The organism is Alkalihalophilus pseudofirmus, from assembly GCF_029094545.1.
Lineage (GTDB): Bacteria > Bacillota > Bacilli > Bacillales > Bacillaceae_D > Alkalihalophilus > Alkalihalophilus pseudofirmus.
In genome coordinates, this window is the sequence record NZ_CP117835.1 from 1,639,638 (window position 1) to 1,660,606 (window position 20,969).

Here is a 20,969-nt window from a genome sequence, read left to right on the forward strand (position 1 = left end):
TTTACCACCTACCTTTTAGAGTTCTTTTAAAGTTACTTTAAAATGTTTCTCAAGAACATCGATCTTAGCTAGTGAATCAAGAGTACCATTTGTAATCTTTACTTTTGCTTGCTCAAGAACTAATTCTGCCATTCCACGAGGAAGCTTAGCTAATAATCCTTTAATGTCTTCTGCATCCATTTCAAATACTTCTTCTACATCTTCTGGATCTAATACATTTTCATACAAGCGTTTAAGACCTAGACGCTGAACAGCCTCATCATCTAAAACTAATAACCAAGGCTCAGTTAAGAAGCGACCTTGAGAGTTTTTCATAGTCATTAACTCGCCAAACTCAATTTCATCCATTTGACCGTATTCGGTAAAGCGCCACTCATTACCAGTACGCTTTGATTTGTAAATGCAAAGACCGCTTGTGTTATTCATAATTGTTACATAGTCAGTATTAGTTAACTTCTTAGGTTTGGGAGTTGGTTTAGAAACAGGTTCTTCTGCAGTTTCTACTACCTCATTTTCTAACTCAGGAGTTTCCTTAACCTTAGTAACTGTTTTCTTTTCTGTTGCTTTAGTTGTTCTACGTGCCATCTGTAAATATCTCCTTTCAATCATATAAAATAGAGTAGGGATATTTCACCCTACTCAAAATTAATTTTATTTAACTTTATTATGCGAAACGTACAATCCCATATTTCTGTGCTGAGACGACAGTAATACCAGATTTCATGAAGAATTTGTACTCTTGACTCATATCTTCATTTTCTAAACCGTCAACTTCTTTAATACGTGCTTCGCCTTCGTTTACAATCTTAACCATCTTATCTTCTAAAACAGGTACGATAAGAAGGAAGTTAGGATCTACAGCGAACTCATCTGTTCCGATTTTGTGAGCTTGCTTGATTTCATGTAGCTCATACCCTTCAAATACACCAAGGTATCCAACATCATTCTTACGATCTTTCATACGATCAGAAAGTTGAGAAGGCTTAACTTTAGCTAGAGCTTGTTTTGTACCAAGAATCATAACTTGAGAATCGGTAGCAGCTTCTACATGTTGAGCAATTTCAATTACTGTTTCAGGATCAAATGAAGCAGTAGCTTTGTAAGGAGCGTTTACTTTATCGTAAGAGTTGTAAACTGCAGAATAAACTTCGTTAGCAATTTGTTTTTGGTAAGAACGAGACACACGATTAATCATCTCAACCCAATCAATACGCCCAGCCATTACACGAGAAAGTTCTTCATAGATACCAACTCCACGCCAAACTGTCTTGATAGGAACTTCTCCATTATCAATGCGTTGTAGACGGATGTTTTGGTTTCCATCAGAAATTGTAGCAACACGGAATAACTTAGTATCAGGAATACGGAAAATTTGCTGATCTCCCATAGCAACGTCACGCACTTCTGCAAACTCAGAGAATTGATCAGTAAGACCTTCTACTACTAGTACACGTAGAGTTTCTTCTAAAAATTCAAATAGAGCAGGATTTCTACGGAAAGATTTATCAGTAATCTTTTCCTCTCCACCGTTTAATTCAATTAAAGCTTTGCGAATTGCTTCATTAGACTGAGCTTGAGAGAACTCGCCCGTCGAACCCTTGTATGTATCAATTGCCATTTGCACTAATTCTTTTGACATTATGTATTACCTCCGATATATTATAATATTAAAATTTTAATTTATTTTATTAATAGATTATGCTTTTACAACTTTGATAGCGTAAGCTTCTGCACCGTCAAAACCAAGAACCGTTTTCTCGATAACTTTAGCAGCAAAGCGAGTGTTACCAAGCTCAGCAGCAGGGGCAAGTTTCATAGAAGCAGCTTGAGGAACAACATACTCATTTACAACTGGTGTACCTTCAAATAGGTCAGCAGTAAGAGTTACAATATCACCTGCTGTTAAGTGGTATCCACGACCAACTTCACCAGCTTCTAATTTGAAGTGTTTAAGACCTGCTTTGCGAGGATCGTACTCTAACTCAGGTGAAGCGTGTAGAATTACCTCATCTGTTACAATAGACTCTTCTGTAGGAACAACAGCTTTAACTGCTTCTCCATCACCAGAAACTAAACCTTGCACTAGCTCACCAGCATGAGCGAATACACCATTTGTTACGTCTTGTGTGAATACTAGGTGTTCTAAGTTACCCACTTTTTTAGCTTGAATTTTGTCTAAATTTACAATAGCCATTAATATTTCCTCCTAAATTTTCAATTATAATTAAAATAAACACCGCACATTTATGCCGTGTGAATTTAAAACTTATTTGCTTGTATACTGTTCAACTAAATGACCCCAAGATTTTGTATACTGAGGCTTTTCATTAAAGTCCACAGGAATCTTGATAGAATCATCTTGCTTTTGTTTCTTAGAGAATTTAGCTTTCTTCTTGCCAACTGCAACATATAACTTTTCTTCTAAAGATTCGATAGAGAAGTCAGATGCCATAGCTTTAAATTCTTTAATCTCATCTTCATCAAGTTCAGATGAGAATTGCTCAAATAGAGCGTCTTCCTTAATCTTACGATCTTCAGCAAGTTTATTTGTTTTGAATGTACGTAGCTCTGCAACTTCATTTTCAAGTGCTGCAAAGTTCTCGTTAACTTTATCTAGATCTGATTTAACTGCGTTCACTTCTAATTCTTTTTCCTCGGCAAATGCAGATTTCACCTTAGCTAATTCAACATTGCTTTTGTATTCAGCGAAGTCAGAAGAAATAAAATCTGCTTCTACAGGCTCTTCTGTAAACTCATACTTTTTAACGCAATACTGACGTGTTGCAAGGTCTAAGTTTACTTTGTCACCATCTGTAGTGTAGCTAAATGCAACAAGACGACCATTATCCTCTTCATCAGTAGCAATTACCTTTTCTGAATCATGGTCAACATACCAATAGCGATGCCACTTATAACCCCACTCATCTTCTGTTTCCTTAGCATATAGTTGAGCACGAAGTTCTTGAGTAATTTGACTATTAGCCATTGCAAACTCAGTTTCAGGTTTAGTTTCATTCTCATCTTTTGTAGTGTCATCTGCTGGATTTTCTTCTTTATTTTGTGTAGCACCATTTTCTTCAGGCTTGTTTTCTTCATCGGTAGAAGCAAACGCTTGAAGCTTTTCCTCTAACTCTTCGTAAGTAAGAGCATCCATATCAATGTTTTTCTCGACTAAATCTTCTTTTGTAAGAGAATACTTAGTCAGCAATTCATTCTTATCCAATTCAATACCTCCTTGACTCAAACTAAAAGAAGCAACTGATTTATATTCAGCCACCATCTTTGAAATATGATTATCTAGATTTGATTGTGAGAACTGTGGGGTAGCGATAGCATTTTGCATGGCAGGGGTTACATTTTCTCCTAGTAGGCAAGCCCCAAAGAATTTGAAATTGGTAAAGTGGAATAATCCATCTTTAAACTCTCCTTCAAAATTCTCATCAAGCTCCATACTTTGAGGTGCTGTACCTTGTCGCTCAAAAATCTCCATTGGATCATCAAACTTTGTCCAAATCAATCCATCGCACACCACAAACTCTCTTTCAATTCCATCGTCACACATTTTCTTCTCAAAGCGAGCGTTATTATCTTCAGGAATAACTCCTATAGCTTGACCCATATATTTAAGTTTTACATCATTATCCTCAATTACAAGTTCCATGCGATGATCAGAGAAATCTAATTCTCCATCCTCATTTTCTTCCATGTAAGCAAGGATTGGTGTGTTTGCTAAAGAGGGAAGAGCTTCTTCCACGTACTCCTTAGCAAAGTAAGACCCGTTAAAATTCTCACCAAGATGCATTAACCATATTTCAACTTTCATAAAGCGCTTATCTTCAGCTTCATATGTAACTTTCTTTTTAAACTCAATAGGAATAGAACGCAATTCTTTATTCATAATTCACCTCCTTCTCAGAGTGGAATAGTATTACTCTCTGTTCTCGTTAGCTCCTGTATCTCGTGTGGTTAAACCACTATCAGATAAGTTATCTTCATCCTTTTCTTTAGCACCAGCTTTATTGCTTGTGCCGTTGTCGCCTGTGTGAGAAGAAGATAGGGGAGTTAGTTTATCGTGAAGACCAAGCACCTCATTCTCTAAGAAAGCCATATCATCCACTGCTGAAGGAGAATTCCCTAAGCTTGCATATAGTTCAATCTTTACTGGCTTACTAAATTGAGCAGCCTTCAGCAAACGATCAAACATTTCATCCTTATTGAAGCGAGTGATGTCTAAAAACTTTACTTTAAACTTATATGTTTTACTAGATTTGTGTTTTAGCTTGCGATTAACCCAACGCTCAAACTGTCTTAGTATAGAAAAGCAAAGCTCTTCATCAGTAATAATTGATTTATTTAGACCTACGCTTGAGTTATTCTCACTGTTAAATAGTACCTGACTAACTCCACTTTCGTTATAGTATCCACGCTCAGCCTGTGCTACATGGTCTTTATCTGCTTTATCTCTCTCAAGTTTAATAGCGTTAAAGTCCATTGGAGATGTAACTAGACCCACTTCATCAGGAAGTGCTTGTGATGCTCTATTGTGGAATTGAATGGCTGTTTCCAAGTCAATTAAAAACTTATTCGTTTGACCATTCTTTTCGTCAACTGGAATCTTTTGAGTTAAAATAGCATAATTATCAATCTTTGTTTTTGTTTTTCTTAATTGTTTATATTCTTCGATATCAAATACAGAAGGGAATATATTCATAAAGTAGGGTGCAACAAAGTCAAGATTCTCATCTTCAATTTTTATGCAAATGGTATTTTTAGAATCGAGTTCTTGCCATCTTTTAGATGTGTCTTTTTGATACACTTTGTATTTAACTTGAAATTCTTTCGGATATCCATTAATTTTATTTTTATTTAATGGCTTATCGAAATAAGTAAAATCAAAAGAAAAGTTAATACAACCGTCTTCAATGGTAGAGATTTTACAGAAATCTGGATTTAATTTTTGAATAAAGTAAGATTCGCTGTTTTCATGCTCGTAACCATAGAAAATTTCTTCTTTAAAGAGAGTCTTCATAATTTTACTGAATTCATGTTTAAAGTTGTACTTCTCTAGCATGTGAAGATTTTTATAGTAGCTTTTTTTATATGCTTCAATATTGATATTTTCTCTTTTAAGTTGATATGGCTGCACAATATAATCAAACGTTAGCATATTAGCAAAGTAATTAATCAATCTCTTATAGTGAGGACTAAACTGATAAAGGTATAGACTAATCTCACGTAACTGAGTCTCAAACAATTCAGGACTTTTCATGAAATCAAGAACTTTATCTTTAGAATACTTTCGTAGAGTCGTATTCTTTTTATTCATGTCGTTAAGGTCACGAACAACTAACTTTCTCAGAGAGGCATAATCTAACGCTATTCCTTCTTGATTAGAGAGTGGGGGAGAAGAGAGGGTATTTTCTTTAGTCATAAGACACCTCCTTTGTTTTTATTTATTATTTTGGTTTCTTTACTAAAAACAACTTCGAAATGTCAAAGTCTGATTGTTTGGTTTCTGTGATATCTTTCCTTCTAAGCTCACGTAAAAACCAAGCTAACATTGCAACTGTGTAAGCACGGTCATCCCCAACTTTACTTTGCTTGTCAGGGGGAAGGTCAAATCGAACATTTCCATTAGTTCCTTTAAATTCATAAATTGAAACTAACTCTTCTTTTGTGAGGTCGATATTAATAAGTGCTTTTATTTCATCGTCTGTTAGTTTATATTGTCTTGTTTGACCTTCTTCAATAAAATTCAGTACTCCTTTGTGATCGTAAGATTCAGGATACTTAATAAGGTCTAGATTAGACATTTCAATTAAAGACTGAAACATTTCTGTTTTATATTTTTTAGGTGAAAGTAACCGTAAGATATCTTGATTTGCATTAGGATACTTTGAAAGGTAGTTTTTATATTCATCGTTCTCTTTATCAATCAAACCTTTGTGAACCCTGTTGTTATCATCTTTCCAATCCTCTAGTAGTCCGTCACCCCATGCACTAATACCACCACCGCCAGCACCAGAGTCGATTAAAACTGCTAGTATGTTTTGATAGTCTGGAGTTCGAATTCCATTATAATCTAACAGTATCTGCTTGAACCGTTTGATTTGCTCTGGAGTTTTGAGAGGAGTTTTTCTTTGCTTATTCTCATCTGTAAATGTAACAGAGTTGACAATATGTAATTTATATCCAACATTTTCGTCTTCAATAATTTCGCCAATCGTACATACGGAATTATCATGAGAACGAGCAGGGTCGACTGCCAATATGAATTTCCTATTACTTTCGTTAGCCAGTGTAGGTGGTTTTACTTCAGAGTTTCGCACAATGGTCGCTCTCTTTATGATTTGCTGATCTGAGCCTTCGGTAGTGAATATGTTTTTATACTCACGCATAGCCTTCTCTTTGTTTTCTCGCATCGCTGCATCTACTGTCTCTTGAGAGAGAAGGGATACAGGGTATAGCTTTCCGTTAAAGGTAGCACTGATTACAACGTCAGAACTAATATCAGCTACGAAGTAACGCTTATCTCCAAGAAACATTTTCTTGCTAAAATCTCTGTACTTCCGATAGTAGTATGTGTCAGTAGATGATGCAGAAGAGGCATAGATCAACTGATTGGGGAACTGCTTTGGTAAGAGGGTTACGTCAACATCTCCACCAAGTCTAAAATCACTATTTTGAGTAGTGAAAGGTTCTGATGTTGTGAACAGCTCATCAGGAGCAAAACCAGATTCATCATAGAAATTCAGATTAGATCGTTTAGAACGGTTATTGTCAAATGAGCCGTTTAAGGAATTAACGATACTTCCATTGTACAATTTATATTGGAAGGAAGAGGGGTTGTGTGTAAACCCATCGGTGTTTGAAGCACTTTTAACTGTTTCATTATAAAAAATATCTGTTAATCCAGTAAACGAAGCTATCTCACGCTTAGCTATCTTTTCGATCTTCATGAACATTTCCTGACTCTGAGAGCCTACACCAGCCATAATATAAGCTTGGAAATTAGGAATGAGCAAAGACTTTGCCATTATAAATGGAGAGCCTAACGTGGACTTACCTGCTGATCTACTCATAGTCCATAAGACAAAAGGTGTGTTCCAACTGCTCATAAATACATATTTTTGGTAATCAAGAAGAGGCATTCCAAAGAACCTCTCAACGAATTTTACGGGATTCTTACGACCCCATTGAATAATCTGTGCTAATTTCAAGTAGCCTTCAATCTTTCTTGATGAGAGGTTTTCTTTATTCACTTAGCTCAACCTCCGAACTATTAGAGATGAGCTGCTTTTTCATTTTTCTATTTTCCTCTTCTAATTGAGCGTTTTTGCTTGTCATCTTATCTATTATGTCTCTTTGCTCTATTAACATTTCACTATAATCATTTTCATCAAATTGTAATTGCTTAATGATACTTTCATTGCTCAGGTTAGCTACTTGCAGCATTCCTTGAGATGTTTCCACATCAAACAGGTTTACTTCAGCTTCCTCAAATCCTTTTTCTTGTAATTGCTTAATGATTCCTGATAATGTTCCTGATCCCTTGCTTTTGTTATTATTATGATTTGCGGAAATTCCGTTATCTTTAGCAAGTGCTAGAATGGAGGCAAGCATTCCTTTCTTAGCATCCATTAAACTCTTAATCCCACCTGTAGATTTCGTAATTCCAGTTGGATCAGAAGTAATGTTGGCTATAGCTAGATTAATTTTATCAATCTGATTATAAGTTTTAACAATTTCAATTACTGCAGGAAGTTTGAAACTGTCTTCAAGAGTGCTATCATCCAAATAATCAATTAGATTATTATAAAGTTGTCTCTTGTCAGAGGGGTTCTCACCGATAAAGGGGTCGTAACCAAGTATTCTAATAACATCGTCTCTATTTCTATCCTCTGATTCTTGAGGGGCTGATATAATTTCAGTTTCATCTTTTTTGGATGTGCTACCTCTAGTTTCAAAATCGCTATCTTTAAATGTAAAATCTCTATTTTGCTTCATTCCCACAATACTCATATACTTTCCGAATGTATTGCTCTCAGAATTTACAGCAGTTTCCCAAAAATCTTTCTTAAAAGGTTTATCCATAATTTGTAAAAGGTGAATGATATCCTCTTCATTTTCACAATCTCCAACGATTTCAAGGAGACACTTTTTACAAATAGGAACTTTCCCATTACTGTAAACAAAAGTAGAGCTTGCCATATAGAACTCTTTATGTGCTCGCTCAGTCTCACATTTAAGACATTTAATTTTGTCGCTCATTTAATTCACCACCTTGTAATCTCGAAAAGAATAATTTAGAAAAAGCCCATTCAGATAAATGGACTCTATAAAATAATTCTTTTATTTATTTTTTGTTATTTAATAATTTCATCAACGATTCCTAATTCTAGCGCTTCGCTTCCAAACAAATACCATTCTTCATCATTTTTCTTATCGTATAATTCTGAAGTGATGACTGTTTTATCTACTGTGATATCTTTTAGACGATCTTCAAGCCCATCATAATAGTCCATTACTTGTCTTGCTTTTTTGCCGCTATGTGAAAGAGATAAGTTTCCGTCATGAAGTAAGATAGTTGTGTTTTCATAGCACTTGCGATATCCTTTTGTGCCTGATAGTAGAAGTAATGCGCCCATTGAAGCACATACACCAACCCCAATAGTTTCTACAGGGATTCTGCTAGTCTGAATAGCATCAATCAATGCAAGCCCAGAAACTACACAGCCACCATTTGATGAAACATAAAGCTTAATTGGTTGCAGCTCTTCGACAGGCTTATCTTTATCTTCTTCATTCCATCGAATAATCCAATACACTACTCGGTTAATAATTCCCATATCTACTTCTTGATTAAAATAAATTGTGCGCTCTTTAAGTCCGAGCCAATATTGATATTCTTCAAGATTGACAGTTGATTCTTGCATAATTTCCAAGTATTCTTTATCGAAATTTAATTTACTCATATTCTTTAATCCTCCTTATAATTTGTTAAAAGGAGGCATCGGATGGATTTAAAATCCATCGTACCTAATAATTTTATTTAACTTTAATTAATTAAAATTCACACTCATCTTCGCAATCGCAATCTGGTGGACATTGACTGTTTAATTCATCAAGTAATTTCATTTGAGCAACAGCACCGTGTACTAGGCATTGTTTGTAGCCTTCTTCTTTTGCAACAAAGAATAAAGACTCAATTAACTCACGCAATTCATCTTCTGTATCAGAATCTAGAATCATTTCATAGTAGTCTTTAAGCATTCCGCAATCACGACATTCTAACTCGTGGTGTTGCTCTTCTTCTTGAAATTTGAATAAGTTTGGCATATAAAAACTCCTTTAGGATTGAATGTTTAGTTTAATAATATATGTAGCTTCTAAACCATCTTCTTTATTAAATAATAAGAATTTCTGTGATGGAGTAGAAAATAATCTCTTCTGAACAGCATAATCATCAACACCAATTAAAGAAGGGTTGACTATGTGAGAAGTTTTTCCAAATTCTTTCTCTACGTTATGATGGATGTGTCCACTAATTATAAAATTAGGCACATATCCAAGCATTTGAGGGAGAGCCTTAACGCTATTTCCAACGCTATCAAAGTTACCGTGTGCAAAGATAATAGATTCTCCACAAATGTCAGCTTCAATTAATCCGTCTGTATCTGAAATAATTTCAATGTTTGAAATAGGGGAGAGGCGTGACTGCAAGTACCAAGGAATAAGATATTCATAATTCTCTTTAATGGAAACATCGTTCTTGTGCCCCGAACGAGCATGATTCCCAATCACATTATAGAATTTCACCTCAGGGAAATTACTTGCTAACTCAACAAGAACTTCAGCTAATACTTCTGAAACGTATGTGATTTGCTCAATCAATTGCTCATTAGCTTGAACTTTAGAAGATACATGAATCTGTCCTGAAATAATGTCTCCTAGTTGAGCAACATGAAGAGTAGAGATTTCATTTTTCTTACCATTCTCAATAGTTTTATCTACTAACTTACGCACACGCTTATTAAATATATCTTTATTAAAAGTATTAAATTTATTGTCAACTTCAATCCCGTAGTGCCAATCTGAGAAAAGAATAAGCCCTTCTCTTTGGGATAGAGAAGGGGCAGAGGGAATACTATGTACTAATGATTTATGTTGAGAGAGGGAAGAGATAGATTCTTTAATATCCTCTTGGATTTTTTCAAAACGTGCTTGATTGTAATACATTTTTCTATATTCACGCTTCTGATCTTGCTTGCGAATCTTCTCTTTCTCTGACTCTATTCTTAATTCTTCATACTTTGCTAATACTTCCTCATCGTAGTTCTTGCCAACGATATAATCTTTCCACTTACAATATTGCTGATAGTCTTTTCTCCATTTAGATTCATCATAGCTACTGCCAAATTCTTTATTTAATAGCTCAGCAGCTTTAAATTTATCAATTTCATATTCCTCAAGGTGAGAGAAGAGGCGAATGTGATAATCAGCAAACGATTCATCTTGACGCTTCTCTAGCACACTCATTTAGATTCACCTTTTGCACTTTTAAACTCATATGTATAAGCGTTCTTAACGTTTACCGTACCATCTGGATTAACTGTATATGTAAGTCCTTTGTGCATAGATTACACCTCTTCAATAGGTTCGATAGGTTCGATATCATTATCAACCTTAAATGTAATTGAAGTTTCAAGACCATCGAAGCGCCTTAGGACATCGAGGATGCTATATACAGTTTCATTGCCATCTTTATCAGTTTCGGTTGCCGTCATTTCTACAATGTTTACTTTCCCAGTAATATTTGTAGACATAGTTTCTTTATTTTTAGCCATAGTAAATCATCTCCTTGTAAATCACATAAATTTTTAGTATAGTGTATAGTTAGATAGGTATAGACTTTTTTGATATAAAATCAAAGCATGTCAGCACATAATTGTGCTAAATTAGAACGTTCACCTTTGCTTAGTAACACATGACCAGTTTCTTGTAAGTGCTTCATCTTCTCAATTACATATGTAAGCCCGTTAGAATATTGATCAAGATAAGGGTGGTCAATTTGATGAGGATCTCCAACTAAAACAATTTTACTTCTTTCTCCTACACGAGTAAGAATAGTCTTAGCTTCGTGTTTTGTTAAATTTTGCGCTTCATCAATAATGATAAATTGATCAGGGATACTTCTTCCGCGAATATAAGTAAGTGCCTCTACTGAAACAATCTCTTCGTATCCAACTAATAATTTATTAAGCTCATCTTGATCCTTGCAGTCAAATAGAAACTCTAAATTATCGTAAATAGGTTGCATCCAAGGTCTTAGCTTTTCTTCCATTTCGCCTGGGAGATATCCAATATCCTTACCCATTGGAACTACAGGTCTTGCCACACTAACCTTTTTATATTTCTGCTCATCTTGAACTTTATGTAATGCTGTTGCTAATGCTAGTAAAGTCTTACCTGTGCCAGCTTTCCCTGATAGTGTTACCAAGGGAATTGAATCATCTAATAGCAATTCCAGTGCCATTGCTTGTTCGGTATTCCTAGCCTTCAAACCAAAGACATGTTGACTATTATTAGGGTAGTTGTAAAGTTTATGAATTTTATTTTTCTTATTAATAGCAATCTCTTCTTGACTTCCATTCTTAAGAACGTAGAATTCATTTTCTAACATACCTTCACTTGATAGTTCTGAAAAACTATTCTTCTTTGAGATACTAATAGCATGTGCATCTGAATCAACGGTCTTGAATCCTGCATATTGATCATCAGAGGATGAAATAACCTTATCATTCTCATAATCTTCTGCTCCAATGTTTTCTACATCGGCTTTGATTCTTACATTCACATCCTTGGAAACAACTATAACTTTATTTTTCATTTGCTCCATTAATATTTTTGCTGTAGCAATAATCTTATTGTCAGCTTCACTGCTAAGGAAATTATCATATACTCTTGACTCAACTGGTGGAGGAGCAACTTTCAACAAACCACCATTTTCAAGTTTCACACCCTCATGCAATTTTCCTTGCTTGCGTAAATCATCTAGCAGTCTTGCAAAGTGTCTTGCATTTCGACCTACTTCATCCATGAGAACCTTCTTCTTATCAAGTTCTTGGAGTACGACAGTAGGGATTACAACAACATTATTATCAAATGAAAAAATTGCATTAGGGTCAGAAAGTAGTACATTCGTATCGAGAACGAATAACTTTTTCATATGTATTTACTCCTTGTATAATCCGTCATATTTTAAATGATATTTATAAATAGAAATAAGACACCCGAACGTCTCCGAGTGCCTTACAAGAATATTTCACGTTTATGGTGGTGAAGCACCAATTTTTTCGTTCACCCTTATGGTGGCGAGACACCAATAAAAGTTTAATTTTATAGAATGTATTATAGTGTATTTGCGTTTACTTGTATGTATTATTTTAATTAATTTTAAAAAAATTAAGCTTTAACTAGTTCTTTTAGAGCCTTAGCTGATTTAAATGCAGGAACTTTAGTAGCTGGAATCTCCATTTCCTCGCCTGATTGAGGATTACGACCTTTACGAGCTGCACGTTCACGAACCTCAAAGTTTCCGAATCCTGTTAGTTTAACTGTTTCACCTTTAGCTAAGAAACCTTGTACAGCTTCAACCACTGCATCTACTGCTAGTGTACCACTTAAACCTTTTTCACCATCTACGCTTACTTTCTCTTCAAGAACCTCTGCTAAAATACCTGCTACTTCTTTTGCCAACTCTTTACGATTTGCCATAATATATCATTCTCCTTTTTATCATGTAATTTGTATTGTGATAAGAATATTATTTTTATTTACTCTTATCATAACAAGCAAAAAACAAAAAATCGCTGTATCCCATGTAAGATAAGGGTTTTAAGAGTTTTCGTTTTCGTTCAAGTTCATTCTTAACAGTCTGACTCTCTGTCTTTCCTTTTCTTTTGCACATGTTTCACAGTATTTTTTTGAGTTGTAAGATTTTGCGTTTTTCGCTTTAAAGAACCTCCCGCACTTCTCGCATTTCTTTACTCTATTCTCACCTCTATAGTAATCGTAATAGAATCCGATATCATCATATGTGCTAACTTCCATTACACTATTCTCACTATCTTCTATATTATAGAGGAAATTTAACTTGATAAAGCCTTTATTCTTAATCTCCACAAGTCCTAGATCACTCATATCTGAAATGATACTATGTATATCTTTTCTTTTCTTATTTCTCACTAGTGGGATTTTAGATGTATTTGTTAACTCACGATACTTCTTTGTGCTTCCTCCATAATAATGCTCATTTGAAACAGACGACTCATCTCTGATTCTTTGAGTCTCTTTGCTAAGTTTATCAATAACTAGTAAAGAAAATGCTACTTTTTTATGAACGTGGTCGAGTGGTATGCTATCAATTAAATCTAATTCTTTGTCACTAATTTCAACAGATTCAATCTCAACGAGCACATTTTCTTTTTTTCTAGCGTAGTTGAGAGCAGAATTGACAATTTTGAAATGGGTAGCTCTGTCAAAGTCCTTTATATTTTTGCTGGAGAAGTCGTATAGTGATTTCTCACGCTCTTTAGGTGTTTCGCCTAAATATTTGTAAAACTTAGCTAAGATTTGCATTTCATGTTTGATGTAATTACTAGTAAATCCTCTATCGAGTATATTTTTCGCATATGTATACTCATTGTATCTATAGTCTAACAATTAAACATTCACCTCTTTTAATTTATATTTTTCTCCGAGATAGTCAATGTCTCCATCTGGATCAGGATAGGGGAGTAGGACTGTTTTCTTACTGTTGTTTTTTACATTTTGATAGATTTCTTCACCATATGCTCTCCAAAGTAAGTCTTTATTAGATTTAGGTTGCTTTATGTAAAAATAGTGAACCAAAATGTTGATCGCATCTTCTGTAGAAACTTTAAGTTTGTAGATGTCTGCCTTGAAAGACTCAACTTTTTCATCAACAGACAGTTTCTCGTGTTCATCAAAGCCATTGACTTGATTGACTTCGCTTGATGATAAGGCAACGGCTTCATTCACTGATTTCTTATGGTCGCTATATGCCTTGACAACTTGCCTGTATTGCCTGCTTCCGCTGTCCACATCTACACTACTCATTAATAATTCATGCAGTCTTTCATCATCTATAGTGGCATTATTGCTTCTGATGTTAAAATCAATAGATTCAATGTATCTGCACAAATTATTCATCACACAATCACTATCAATGACTGGAGATAGTTTGTAATATAACTTTAGAAACTCTTTTTGTTCTAAGCTCTTTCTTTTTAGAGACTTTAATTCATCGATAGTCATACCAAACTTCTGCTTGCAGGTAATATTATATGAATCTACATGCTTTTTATATTTGTTTCTTGTTCCTTTATAGAGATAGGTGAAGAAGTAAGGGTGCTTGTCTAATAAAATAGTATTATTAAACTCCTTTATTTTTCTCTCTTCTTCAGTGTCTTCATCTTTAACTTTATGATAATTAACCCATGTCTTAGGGATTCCTTTTACAGCTCTGCCTATTTTAGCCTTGTCAATCTGAGCGGATTGGAGCTTTGTGCACATTTTAATTCTGTTCATTGTGACTTCAAATTCTGCACTATCTTCATTTAGTGTGGGAAGTAGTGCATATCCACTAGTGCTTTTATTTGTAATAGCACCTATAGCTGAACCGAAAGAGAATATATCTGCTTTGTACAAATCTTCATCAGTGAGGACTTTTTTCTCTGATTTTGGAGCTTCGTAAACAACAGGTAGTTCATCTTTATACACACCTTTTATCACTGTGGGATCGGAAGTGGTTGCAATAATATCATAATCAAAATCGCTTCCTGCCCAATTCATTGTTTCAGAGCCATGTGCATTCACAATAATACCTGTGTAATTATATCTGTACCAATGATTAGTCATCTCATCGTCTCTTAGACCTAAAAGCAGATGCTCACTACGGTAAGTTAAGGGCGCCCTCATTGAATCAACTACCTTCACACCCTTTCTACTCCAGTAATTAGAATAGTATTCTCTCTTCTTTAATAATCCAGTGACCTCAATTCCACACACATGCTGCATCATGGCATAGGGGTCACTTACAAGTGTTTGAAAGTTTCCATCAATTAAAATTTGACCTAAGCAACCAAGTTTTATTTTTCTTTTAAGAAGATCGTAAACTTTCTTTTTGAAGTATCTATCCCTAATTAAGTCATTATTAATTGCTAGGGCTTTGATCCAATGATTGTCACTTCCCTGTAAAAAATGATTTAGTTTTTCTTCGGTGATATCAGTTCCTAGAAGAAAAAGGAGGGTTTGGTAAACATCTTTCGTTGACACGCCTAAAATCCAATCTACAAACTTTTTACATATTTGTTCAATATCCTCTTTATTAAGATTTAGAGTTTGTAAGAATTGATAATTCATTTTTAAGATATCTTTATCTTTCTTGGGACTATGTAAGGTGACTCCCCATTTCAAGTTATTTTTCTCACAGTTACCCTTGTATTCTTCAATACTAGCAAAGCTATCCCACAGCTTAAATTGTGAGTCTGTAATAATGACATCAATTTCTGACAGGTCAGCGAGGATAGGATTGCCGTCACCATCTTTGTATGATGTTTCAATTAATGTTTTACCATCATTCTCTGTTTTACAGAACTCATGAATGGGGAAGGTATTTAACATCCCCTTTATATAATTTTGCCTTACGCACCATTGAGCAGGAACATAGTCTAATTTAAGCTCGTCCGCCCATTTTTTAGCCATCTCATAGCTAATCAAACCCTGCCCATCAAATCTGTTAAAGGATTCTGTAATAGTCTTTTCTACAATGATATCATCATCGTTAAGACCTGTTTCTGTTACAAAGTTCACTTTTACCTCAGAGTCACTATAGTAGTCTGGAACTAAACAGAAGCGAGGTGTTGATACAGGCATTGTAGCAGAGCCTGCTAATCCCTTATAGGCATTAAGCTTTGACGGTACTAGCTGTTTATTTAAGTCTCTGCCGTTGTCTAATACTTTATCTAGTTTATCTGCAATACTCTCTTCTACAAACACTACGGTTGATACACGAGCCTGACCTGCAGAGCAAGAAAACCTTCGGTAGAAGTTCTCATTGATTTTAATTTTATTTTCATACATATACTTATAGTGAGAAGGGTGATCCATGACGATTGTGACATATTCAGGTATGTATAGCATTTTATTAAGTTTCTCAATTGTATGTTTAAGCTTAGTTGGATCATTTTTATTAAGCTTCTTTTCTTTTTCTAGTTTATCAATATCAGCATAGGATACGCTAGAACGTTTGATATCACGTATAGAGCGCAGCATCTGATTATCGAAGAGAGCTATGACTTCTTTGAATTTTTTAGCTTGCTCAAAAGTAATGCTAATATCGTAGTTAAATTCTTTTAGTCTTGATGACTTAAACTTCAATGTGTAGAATTGTTTATTTTGCAATATTGACTTCCTCCTTTATTTACTGGTCTGATAAGTCTGGGTTGGATTCTTTCATAATCTCCCAATCATAATCATCAATACCTGATAGGTACGGTTCAAGACTGTGCTCAACTTCATTCAGCTCATTATGTAATGATTTCCATTCGCTATAAGTTACTTTATTTTTTAGATTACTCAGTAAGACAAGCACATCTTCAAGATCATCTAAGTCTTCAATTTCTAAAATTAGCTCTCTTACTTTCAGTAATTCTGATTTGTAGTTGCTCATCTGCCAACTCCTCCAATCCAATACTCACTCTGCATTTCATCTAACAGTGTTTTCAGCACCCTGTCATAAGAAACTTCTTCTGTATTCTTATAATCTATGTACCAGTCAATTTCTTTATATGTAGCTTCATCGTTTAAAATCTTTTCCTCTAAATACGCTACAATCTCCTTGATACTCCATTTAACTTTATTCAACTTCATTTTGCTTCACCCATGTTTATCACCTTTCAATTATAATTTATTTTAATTTATTTTATTAGGTCATTTAAGACCTCTCACATCCATTGTGAGCAACATTATGTATTTTCGAGTCTATTTATACTATCTGTTATAAAAATGCTCGTACAAGCCTTCTAGGGTACGATATGGCGATTCAAAAATAATTCATCTTCATGCACCTCCTAATTAATTTTTATTTATTTTATTGATAAGCTTATATTAACTTATCATTCTATTATTTGTCAACAGGTAAAATGCAAGTACCACAAAAAATAAATTTTATTTAATTAGGACAGGAAACTATACAAGCATTCGACAATATAACTAAAGCAAGAAGCTTGATATTTAAAAATCTCTAAAAATTTTCAAATATCTTTAAAAATATTTAAATATCAGGCTTAGGACAGGAGGGGTGTATATGGATTACTTTGAAGCGATAGTAGGAGGATTAACAATTGAAGAATTAAGTTGTTTGGGTTTACTCCAAGAGGAGGACGCTAATGCACCATTTAAGGCAATACCTCAAAAGACACTAAGAGAGGAATTGAATTTAACCACCGCAAATTTCAGAAGGGTTATTTTGTCATTAGAAGCTAAGCAGCTTATAAAAGTCATGAGGGATAGAATGAAGCACAACATCTATATCACACATTACGGGGTTGACGCATTAACCCTTTCATTAGAAGGAGTTGAATAATATGTATGGATTTATTGGCTTAGGTCAGGCAGGTAGTTCAATTTGTAACATTGCTTCGAAAATGAATTTTCCTTCTGTAGCAATCAACTACTCAGAAAAAGATTTACTGTCGTGTGTAAATATTGAAGAAGAAAACAAACTCTGCCTCATAGGTAGCGAAGGAGTAGGTAAAGATCGTCAGCAAGCTATTAAGCTTATGAATACAAACTGGGAGAGAGTAACGTCATTTATTGAAGAGAAATTCTCGCATCCTTCTATTGAGATTATCTTTATTGTCTATTCTACAGGAGGCGGGAGTGGGAGTGGAATCAGTTCATTAGTCATTGACCTGTTACAAAATAAAATGAATAAAGTGTTCGTTGCATGCCCTATCCTTCCTAGCTTAAATGAAGTTGCTACAAGTCAGCTCAACACAATAGAAGCTATGAGTGATTTATCTGGATTAGATATTGCAGTATTGTCAATTGATAATGAAAAAGGTAATGCAACAGACAAAGGGGAGACATATCAGAAGATAAACTACAGATTCATCAACCAATTGAATCAGCTTCTTCATTACACTGAGCAGGAATCGACTATCTCCAATTTAGATAAAAGAGACCTTTTAACGCTATTTAGTACACAGGGATTGATTAATATTAGCGAATTGAATCTTGTGGACTTAAATCATTCAGTTGTCGAGAATGAAAAATGGGTTAATCAAGCCTTAATTAAATCGTGGGATGATCAAATCTATATTACTCCTGAGAAGAAGCGGCTAATTAGAATGGGGCTGATTGTGGATTGTCATAGCTCAGTTCTGAAAAGTTTAGAATTACAGCAGCTATACAATCAATTTGAATCAGGTGAGCCATTGGCATTGTATGAGGGCTATTACGAAACAGGTCAGAATAAAATACTCACAATTTTGACTGGTCTTTCGTGGTGTGAGGCACGAATCCGCAAGATCGAAGAAAGGATTCAAACTCAAGAAGTTAAGCTAGGGAGCTTATTTGAGGAAGAGATACGCTACACACCTACAATTTCTACTCAAAGATTCAAGCAGCCTGCACAACAAGAGAAGAAAAAACGCTCTGCATTAGATATTCTTAGCAAGTACAAACGTTGATTTTTAAAAATCTTTAAAAATATTTAAATATCAAACTACTACCAAGACTGAGGAGTGATTTAAATGGGTAAAATCGAAATGGCTAAGAAAGTGATTGAGAATTTATGCGAAAACAAAGTAGGTATCCTTTTAACTGATGAAGGGATGAAACTGATTCAAGAAGCGGTAAAACAGCAAGCTCTCGAAATAGCTAAAGAGAATCAAAAGTATGCTAAAGCCTAGTTTATAAGTTTACTAAGATAGTAAATTTCATCTTTCCTGTGGGTAATATGGACATTACCCGTATCTTTCCCACTACTTTCCCGTAATTACCCACCCATCTTTCCCTGCTAATTTCCCAAGGTGGGTAATTACAAAGTGGCTTATTTACAAGGTTTTTAAGGTGTTTCAAAAGGTATAGATTATTAAGCTGCTTGCTCTACCAAAAATATTTTGCTGATATAAAACATTAGAAAAGGTGATTGAAATGACGTGGAGAATTACATCAAAGTTTGGCGATATGGAAAGCTTTAGAAATTCACCCCACAAAGGTATCGATCTGGCTATGAAAGAAGGGGAAGAATTATATTCGATTAGGGAAGGTGTAATCAAGTTCGCTGACTATGGCGATAAAAATGCGGGCAGAACTGTGTTCATTGAAACAGAAAGTGGTCAGACATTCATCTATGGTCACTTGAGTAAATTTACTAATCATTTAAAAGAAGGAGACTTTGTAGAGAAAGGAGAGTTGATAGGCTACGCAGGAAATACGGGTCATTCTTACGGGAGCCATCTTCATTTTGGTGTGAGGGAGGGAGGGAAGTTTATCGATCCCTCCCCTTATATAGAAGACATTCAAAATATGGGAAGCTTAATAGCTGATGGATCTTCTTCTATTGATAAAGGATACTCATTACTTGAGTTGTTCAGTGGCAGTCAAGATAGTGTAGCAAGTTTCTTAAAGCACTTCACAACAAATTTTATTTCATTATCTGCAGATTTAATTAATCACTTTTGCATTAATTATTCTGTGTTGGCTCAGTATCTTGAGTGTTTCTTCAACTTTTTCTCTTGATAAACCAGTCTCTCTAATAATATCATCGCTGCAATTGTTTAACTGTTGTTCCCAGTCATACTCTTCAACTTTCCATCCCATAAAGAAAATACTCATTATATATACCTCCTAAGCATTTTTGCCAGCATCTTTAATATCTCTAATAGTAGTGCTTAATATTTCTTGTTTTGTTTGTGGTTTCTTAGCCATTACATTCACCTCAGTAAATATGATGAGCAAATTGGGAGGTTTTTATTCATGAAAAAAATAACTATTGAGTTAAATGAAAGTACGGTGAAAAGGTTGGAGGAGCTTGCTAATTACATTGATCTTGAAAATAAGCTCTTCTATAAGATTGAAGAAACAACAACTATTGAAGAATTAATAAAGGGTTCTATCATTAGACAGCTTTGGGAAATGGAGGTTCTTCTAGGCGATAAAAAATTAAACAAGGATATCGAGAAGGTAGGTGTATTAAAGAACCGCTTCAAGGAATTAATGAAGCAACACGAAGTAAAGCAAATTGAACTTGCCAAACTTACTGACATAGATACTTCCACACTCAATCTCATTCTAAATAACAAACAAACTCTTTCTCTGGAGAATTTCTTGAAGTTGTGGACTGCTTTCAATCATCCTCCTATACGAACAGTTCTTTATAGAGAGTAAATTTTTCTTCAGTTATTTGTAATAGTACAAATTTCAATTCTCATACACTTGAATAGATTAATAAAAAGAGGTGATTATTTATGACTCCCACAATTATCGGAGTAGGTTGGATGGCAGCAAAGACCGCACTATTCCTTGGAGGATGCTTAGGAATAGTAAAGGGTGTTCAGCTTCATCATAATTTTCAATCAATTAAAAAAGACAACAGCGTAGAATCTACACCAAGAAGGAGGAAAACAAATGTCTATACAGGTGAGAGTGCAAACGAGGAAATTAGAAGAATGCGTGAACTACAAGAATCCAAGTAAAATAATTCAGCTTAAAACAGAAGAAACAGATAAGGATTTTTTAATCAGTCAGTTCAGAGAGGAGGTGAAAAGTTTGCCAAAAGGGAAATTAGTAAAACTGAAAAATCAGTTGCTAAAAACTCAAGTAGCATTAGCGTCAATATTGGCAGCCGTGAGTCCGAGTATAGTAAGAGCAGAGGA

Annotated in this window: 23 protein-coding genes; 6 read left to right on the plus strand and 17 right to left on the minus strand. The window is 34.6% G+C overall.

What is annotated here, in order from left to right; genetic code table 11:
- Window positions 1-15: 15 nt before the first annotated feature.
- The 17 genes from PQ478_RS08490 to PQ478_RS08570 form a co-directional block, all read right to left on the minus strand.
- The gene (locus tag PQ478_RS08490; RefSeq protein WP_289236469.1) at window positions 16-585 is read right to left on the minus strand and encodes a hypothetical protein; all 570 of its coding nucleotides are present in this window, start codon (window positions 583-585) and stop codon (window positions 16-18) included.
- Window positions 586-664: 79 nt separating this feature from the next.
- Window positions 665-1,639 carry a YonB family capsid-like protein gene (locus tag PQ478_RS08495; protein WP_289236470.1) on the minus strand — a complete coding sequence of 325 codons (975 nt, stop codon included), beginning with the start codon at window positions 1,637-1,639 and terminating at the stop codon, window positions 665-667.
- 57 nt (window positions 1,640-1,696) lie between these two features.
- Window positions 1,697-2,194, minus strand: coding sequence for a hypothetical protein (locus tag PQ478_RS08500; protein ID WP_289236471.1), 498 nt, complete (start codon window positions 2,192-2,194; stop codon window positions 1,697-1,699).
- A gap of 72 nt (window positions 2,195-2,266) precedes the next feature.
- Complete coding sequence (locus PQ478_RS08505) at window positions 2,267-3,898, minus strand: hypothetical protein (protein ID WP_289236472.1); 1,632 nt, start codon at window positions 3,896-3,898, stop codon at window positions 2,267-2,269.
- A 30-nt stretch (window positions 3,899-3,928) separates the two neighbouring features.
- Entirely contained in the window at window positions 3,929-5,431 is a 1,503-nt protein-coding gene (locus tag PQ478_RS08510) for a hypothetical protein (protein WP_289236473.1), read from the minus strand.
- Between the two features lie 25 nt (window positions 5,432-5,456).
- Entirely contained in the window at window positions 5,457-7,262 is a 1,806-nt protein-coding gene (locus tag PQ478_RS08515) for a terminase (RefSeq protein ID WP_289236474.1), read from the minus strand.
- Window positions 7,255-8,271: a YonG family phage-derived protein gene (locus PQ478_RS08520; RefSeq protein WP_289236475.1), complete on the minus strand. Its 1,017-nt coding sequence runs from the start codon at window positions 8,269-8,271 to the stop codon at window positions 7,255-7,257. The genes PQ478_RS08515 and PQ478_RS08520 overlap by 8 nt, the downstream gene beginning before the upstream one ends.
- Before the next feature lie 95 nt (window positions 8,272-8,366).
- Window positions 8,367-8,975 (minus strand): ClpP family protease, encoded by a 609-nt coding sequence (locus PQ478_RS08525; RefSeq protein WP_289236476.1) that lies wholly within the window; start codon window positions 8,973-8,975, stop codon window positions 8,367-8,369.
- A 91-nt stretch (window positions 8,976-9,066) separates the two neighbouring features.
- Entirely contained in the window at window positions 9,067-9,339 is a 273-nt protein-coding gene (locus tag PQ478_RS08530; RefSeq protein ID WP_289236477.1) for a hypothetical protein, read from the minus strand.
- Window positions 9,340-9,351: 12 nt separating this feature from the next.
- Window positions 9,352-10,539 carry a hypothetical protein gene (locus PQ478_RS08535; protein ID WP_289236478.1) on the minus strand — a complete coding sequence of 396 codons (1,188 nt, stop codon included), beginning with the start codon at window positions 10,537-10,539 and terminating at the stop codon, window positions 9,352-9,354.
- Window positions 10,540-10,640: 101 nt separating this feature from the next.
- Entirely contained in the window at window positions 10,641-10,847 is a 207-nt protein-coding gene (locus PQ478_RS08540) for a YonK family protein (RefSeq protein WP_289236479.1), read from the minus strand.
- Between the two features lie 80 nt (window positions 10,848-10,927).
- Window positions 10,928-12,229, minus strand: coding sequence for a PhoH family protein (locus PQ478_RS08545; protein ID WP_289236480.1), 1,302 nt, complete (start codon window positions 12,227-12,229; stop codon window positions 10,928-10,930).
- A 236-nt stretch (window positions 12,230-12,465) separates the two neighbouring features.
- The gene (locus PQ478_RS08550) at window positions 12,466-12,777 is read right to left on the minus strand and encodes an HU family DNA-binding protein (RefSeq protein WP_289236481.1); all 312 of its coding nucleotides are present in this window, start codon (window positions 12,775-12,777) and stop codon (window positions 12,466-12,468) included.
- A 120-nt stretch (window positions 12,778-12,897) separates the two neighbouring features.
- Entirely contained in the window at window positions 12,898-13,725 is an 828-nt protein-coding gene (locus PQ478_RS08555; protein ID WP_289236482.1) for a hypothetical protein, read from the minus strand.
- Window positions 13,726-16,488 carry a hypothetical protein gene (locus PQ478_RS08560; RefSeq protein WP_289236483.1) on the minus strand — a complete coding sequence of 921 codons (2,763 nt, stop codon included), beginning with the start codon at window positions 16,486-16,488 and terminating at the stop codon, window positions 13,726-13,728. It abuts the gene before it with no gap.
- A 19-nt stretch (window positions 16,489-16,507) separates the two neighbouring features.
- Complete coding sequence (locus PQ478_RS08565) at window positions 16,508-16,756, minus strand: hypothetical protein (protein WP_289236484.1); 249 nt, start codon at window positions 16,754-16,756, stop codon at window positions 16,508-16,510.
- Complete coding sequence (locus PQ478_RS08570) at window positions 16,753-16,956, minus strand: hypothetical protein (RefSeq protein WP_289236485.1); 204 nt, start codon at window positions 16,954-16,956, stop codon at window positions 16,753-16,755. The genes PQ478_RS08565 and PQ478_RS08570 overlap by 4 nt, the downstream gene beginning before the upstream one ends.
- A 436-nt stretch (window positions 16,957-17,392) precedes the next feature.
- Between PQ478_RS08570 and PQ478_RS08575 the strand changes: the two genes are divergently transcribed.
- The 6 genes from PQ478_RS08575 (at window position 17,393) to PQ478_RS08600 (ending at window position 20,789) form a co-directional block, all read left to right on the plus strand.
- Window positions 17,393-17,671, plus strand: coding sequence for a hypothetical protein (locus PQ478_RS08575; protein WP_289236486.1), 279 nt, complete (start codon window positions 17,393-17,395; stop codon window positions 17,669-17,671).
- A 1-nt stretch (window position 17,672) separates the two neighbouring features.
- On the plus strand, window positions 17,673-18,779 hold the full coding sequence (locus tag PQ478_RS08580) for an FtsZ/tubulin family protein (protein WP_289236487.1): 1,107 nt from the start codon (window positions 17,673-17,675) through the stop codon (window positions 18,777-18,779).
- A gap of 63 nt (window positions 18,780-18,842) precedes the next feature.
- The gene (locus PQ478_RS08585) at window positions 18,843-19,001 is read left to right on the plus strand and encodes a hypothetical protein (protein ID WP_289236488.1); all 159 of its coding nucleotides are present in this window, start codon (window positions 18,843-18,845) and stop codon (window positions 18,999-19,001) included.
- 244 nt (window positions 19,002-19,245) lie between these two features.
- Window positions 19,246-19,833: a M23 family metallopeptidase gene (locus PQ478_RS08590; protein ID WP_289236489.1), complete on the plus strand. Its 588-nt coding sequence runs from the start codon at window positions 19,246-19,248 to the stop codon at window positions 19,831-19,833.
- A gap of 237 nt (window positions 19,834-20,070) precedes the next feature.
- On the plus strand, window positions 20,071-20,481 hold the full coding sequence (locus PQ478_RS08595; protein WP_289236490.1) for a helix-turn-helix domain-containing protein: 411 nt from the start codon (window positions 20,071-20,073) through the stop codon (window positions 20,479-20,481).
- Window positions 20,482-20,561: 80 nt separating this feature from the next.
- Window positions 20,562-20,789, plus strand: a complete 228-nt coding sequence (locus PQ478_RS08600) for a hypothetical protein (RefSeq protein ID WP_289236491.1) — start codon at window positions 20,562-20,564, stop codon at window positions 20,787-20,789.
- Window positions 20,790-20,969: the final 180 nt, after the last annotated feature.

Excerpts from the sequence above, each read along its gene's own strand:
- PQ478_RS08590 (WP_289236489.1), top strand. The coding sequence starts at position 19,246 with ATGACGTGGAGAATTACATCAAAGTTTGGCGATATGGAAAGCTTTAGA.
- PQ478_RS08525 (WP_289236476.1), bottom strand. The coding sequence starts at position 8,975 with ATGAGTAAATTAAATTTCGATAAAGAATACTTGGAAATTATGCAAGAA.
- PQ478_RS08530 (WP_289236477.1), bottom strand. The coding sequence starts at position 9,339 with ATGCCAAACTTATTCAAATTTCAAGAAGAAGAGCAACACCACGAGTTA.
- PQ478_RS08505 (WP_289236472.1), bottom strand. The coding sequence starts at position 3,898 with ATGAATAAAGAATTGCGTTCTATTCCTATTGAGTTTAAAAAGAAAGTT.
- PQ478_RS08580 (WP_289236487.1), top strand. The coding sequence starts at position 17,673 with ATGTATGGATTTATTGGCTTAGGTCAGGCAGGTAGTTCAATTTGTAAC.
- PQ478_RS08585 (WP_289236488.1), top strand. The coding sequence starts at position 18,843 with ATGGGTAAAATCGAAATGGCTAAGAAAGTGATTGAGAATTTATGCGAA.
- PQ478_RS08595 (WP_289236490.1), top strand. The coding sequence starts at position 20,071 with ATGAAAAAAATAACTATTGAGTTAAATGAAAGTACGGTGAAAAGGTTG.
- PQ478_RS08570 (WP_289236485.1), bottom strand. The coding sequence starts at position 16,956 with ATGAAGTTGAATAAAGTTAAATGGAGTATCAAGGAGATTGTAGCGTAT.
- PQ478_RS08495 (WP_289236470.1), bottom strand. The coding sequence starts at position 1,639 with ATGTCAAAAGAATTAGTGCAAATGGCAATTGATACATACAAGGGTTCG.
- PQ478_RS08600 (WP_289236491.1), top strand. The coding sequence starts at position 20,562 with ATGACTCCCACAATTATCGGAGTAGGTTGGATGGCAGCAAAGACCGCA.
- PQ478_RS08510 (WP_289236473.1), bottom strand. The coding sequence starts at position 5,431 with ATGACTAAAGAAAATACCCTCTCTTCTCCCCCACTCTCTAATCAAGAA.
- PQ478_RS08500 (WP_289236471.1), bottom strand. The coding sequence starts at position 2,194 with ATGGCTATTGTAAATTTAGACAAAATTCAAGCTAAAAAAGTGGGTAAC.
- PQ478_RS08545 (WP_289236480.1), bottom strand. The coding sequence starts at position 12,229 with ATGAAAAAGTTATTCGTTCTCGATACGAATGTACTACTTTCTGACCCT.
- PQ478_RS08550 (WP_289236481.1), bottom strand. The coding sequence starts at position 12,777 with ATGGCAAATCGTAAAGAGTTGGCAAAAGAAGTAGCAGGTATTTTAGCA.
- PQ478_RS08490 (WP_289236469.1), bottom strand. The coding sequence starts at position 585 with ATGGCACGTAGAACAACTAAAGCAACAGAAAAGAAAACAGTTACTAAG.
- PQ478_RS08540 (WP_289236479.1), bottom strand. The coding sequence starts at position 10,847 with ATGGCTAAAAATAAAGAAACTATGTCTACAAATATTACTGGGAAAGTA.
- PQ478_RS08535 (WP_289236478.1), bottom strand. The coding sequence starts at position 10,539 with ATGAGTGTGCTAGAGAAGCGTCAAGATGAATCGTTTGCTGATTATCAC.
- PQ478_RS08565 (WP_289236484.1), bottom strand. The coding sequence starts at position 16,756 with ATGAGCAACTACAAATCAGAATTACTGAAAGTAAGAGAGCTAATTTTA.
- PQ478_RS08520 (WP_289236475.1), bottom strand. The coding sequence starts at position 8,271 with ATGAGCGACAAAATTAAATGTCTTAAATGTGAGACTGAGCGAGCACAT.
- PQ478_RS08575 (WP_289236486.1), top strand. The coding sequence starts at position 17,393 with ATGGATTACTTTGAAGCGATAGTAGGAGGATTAACAATTGAAGAATTA.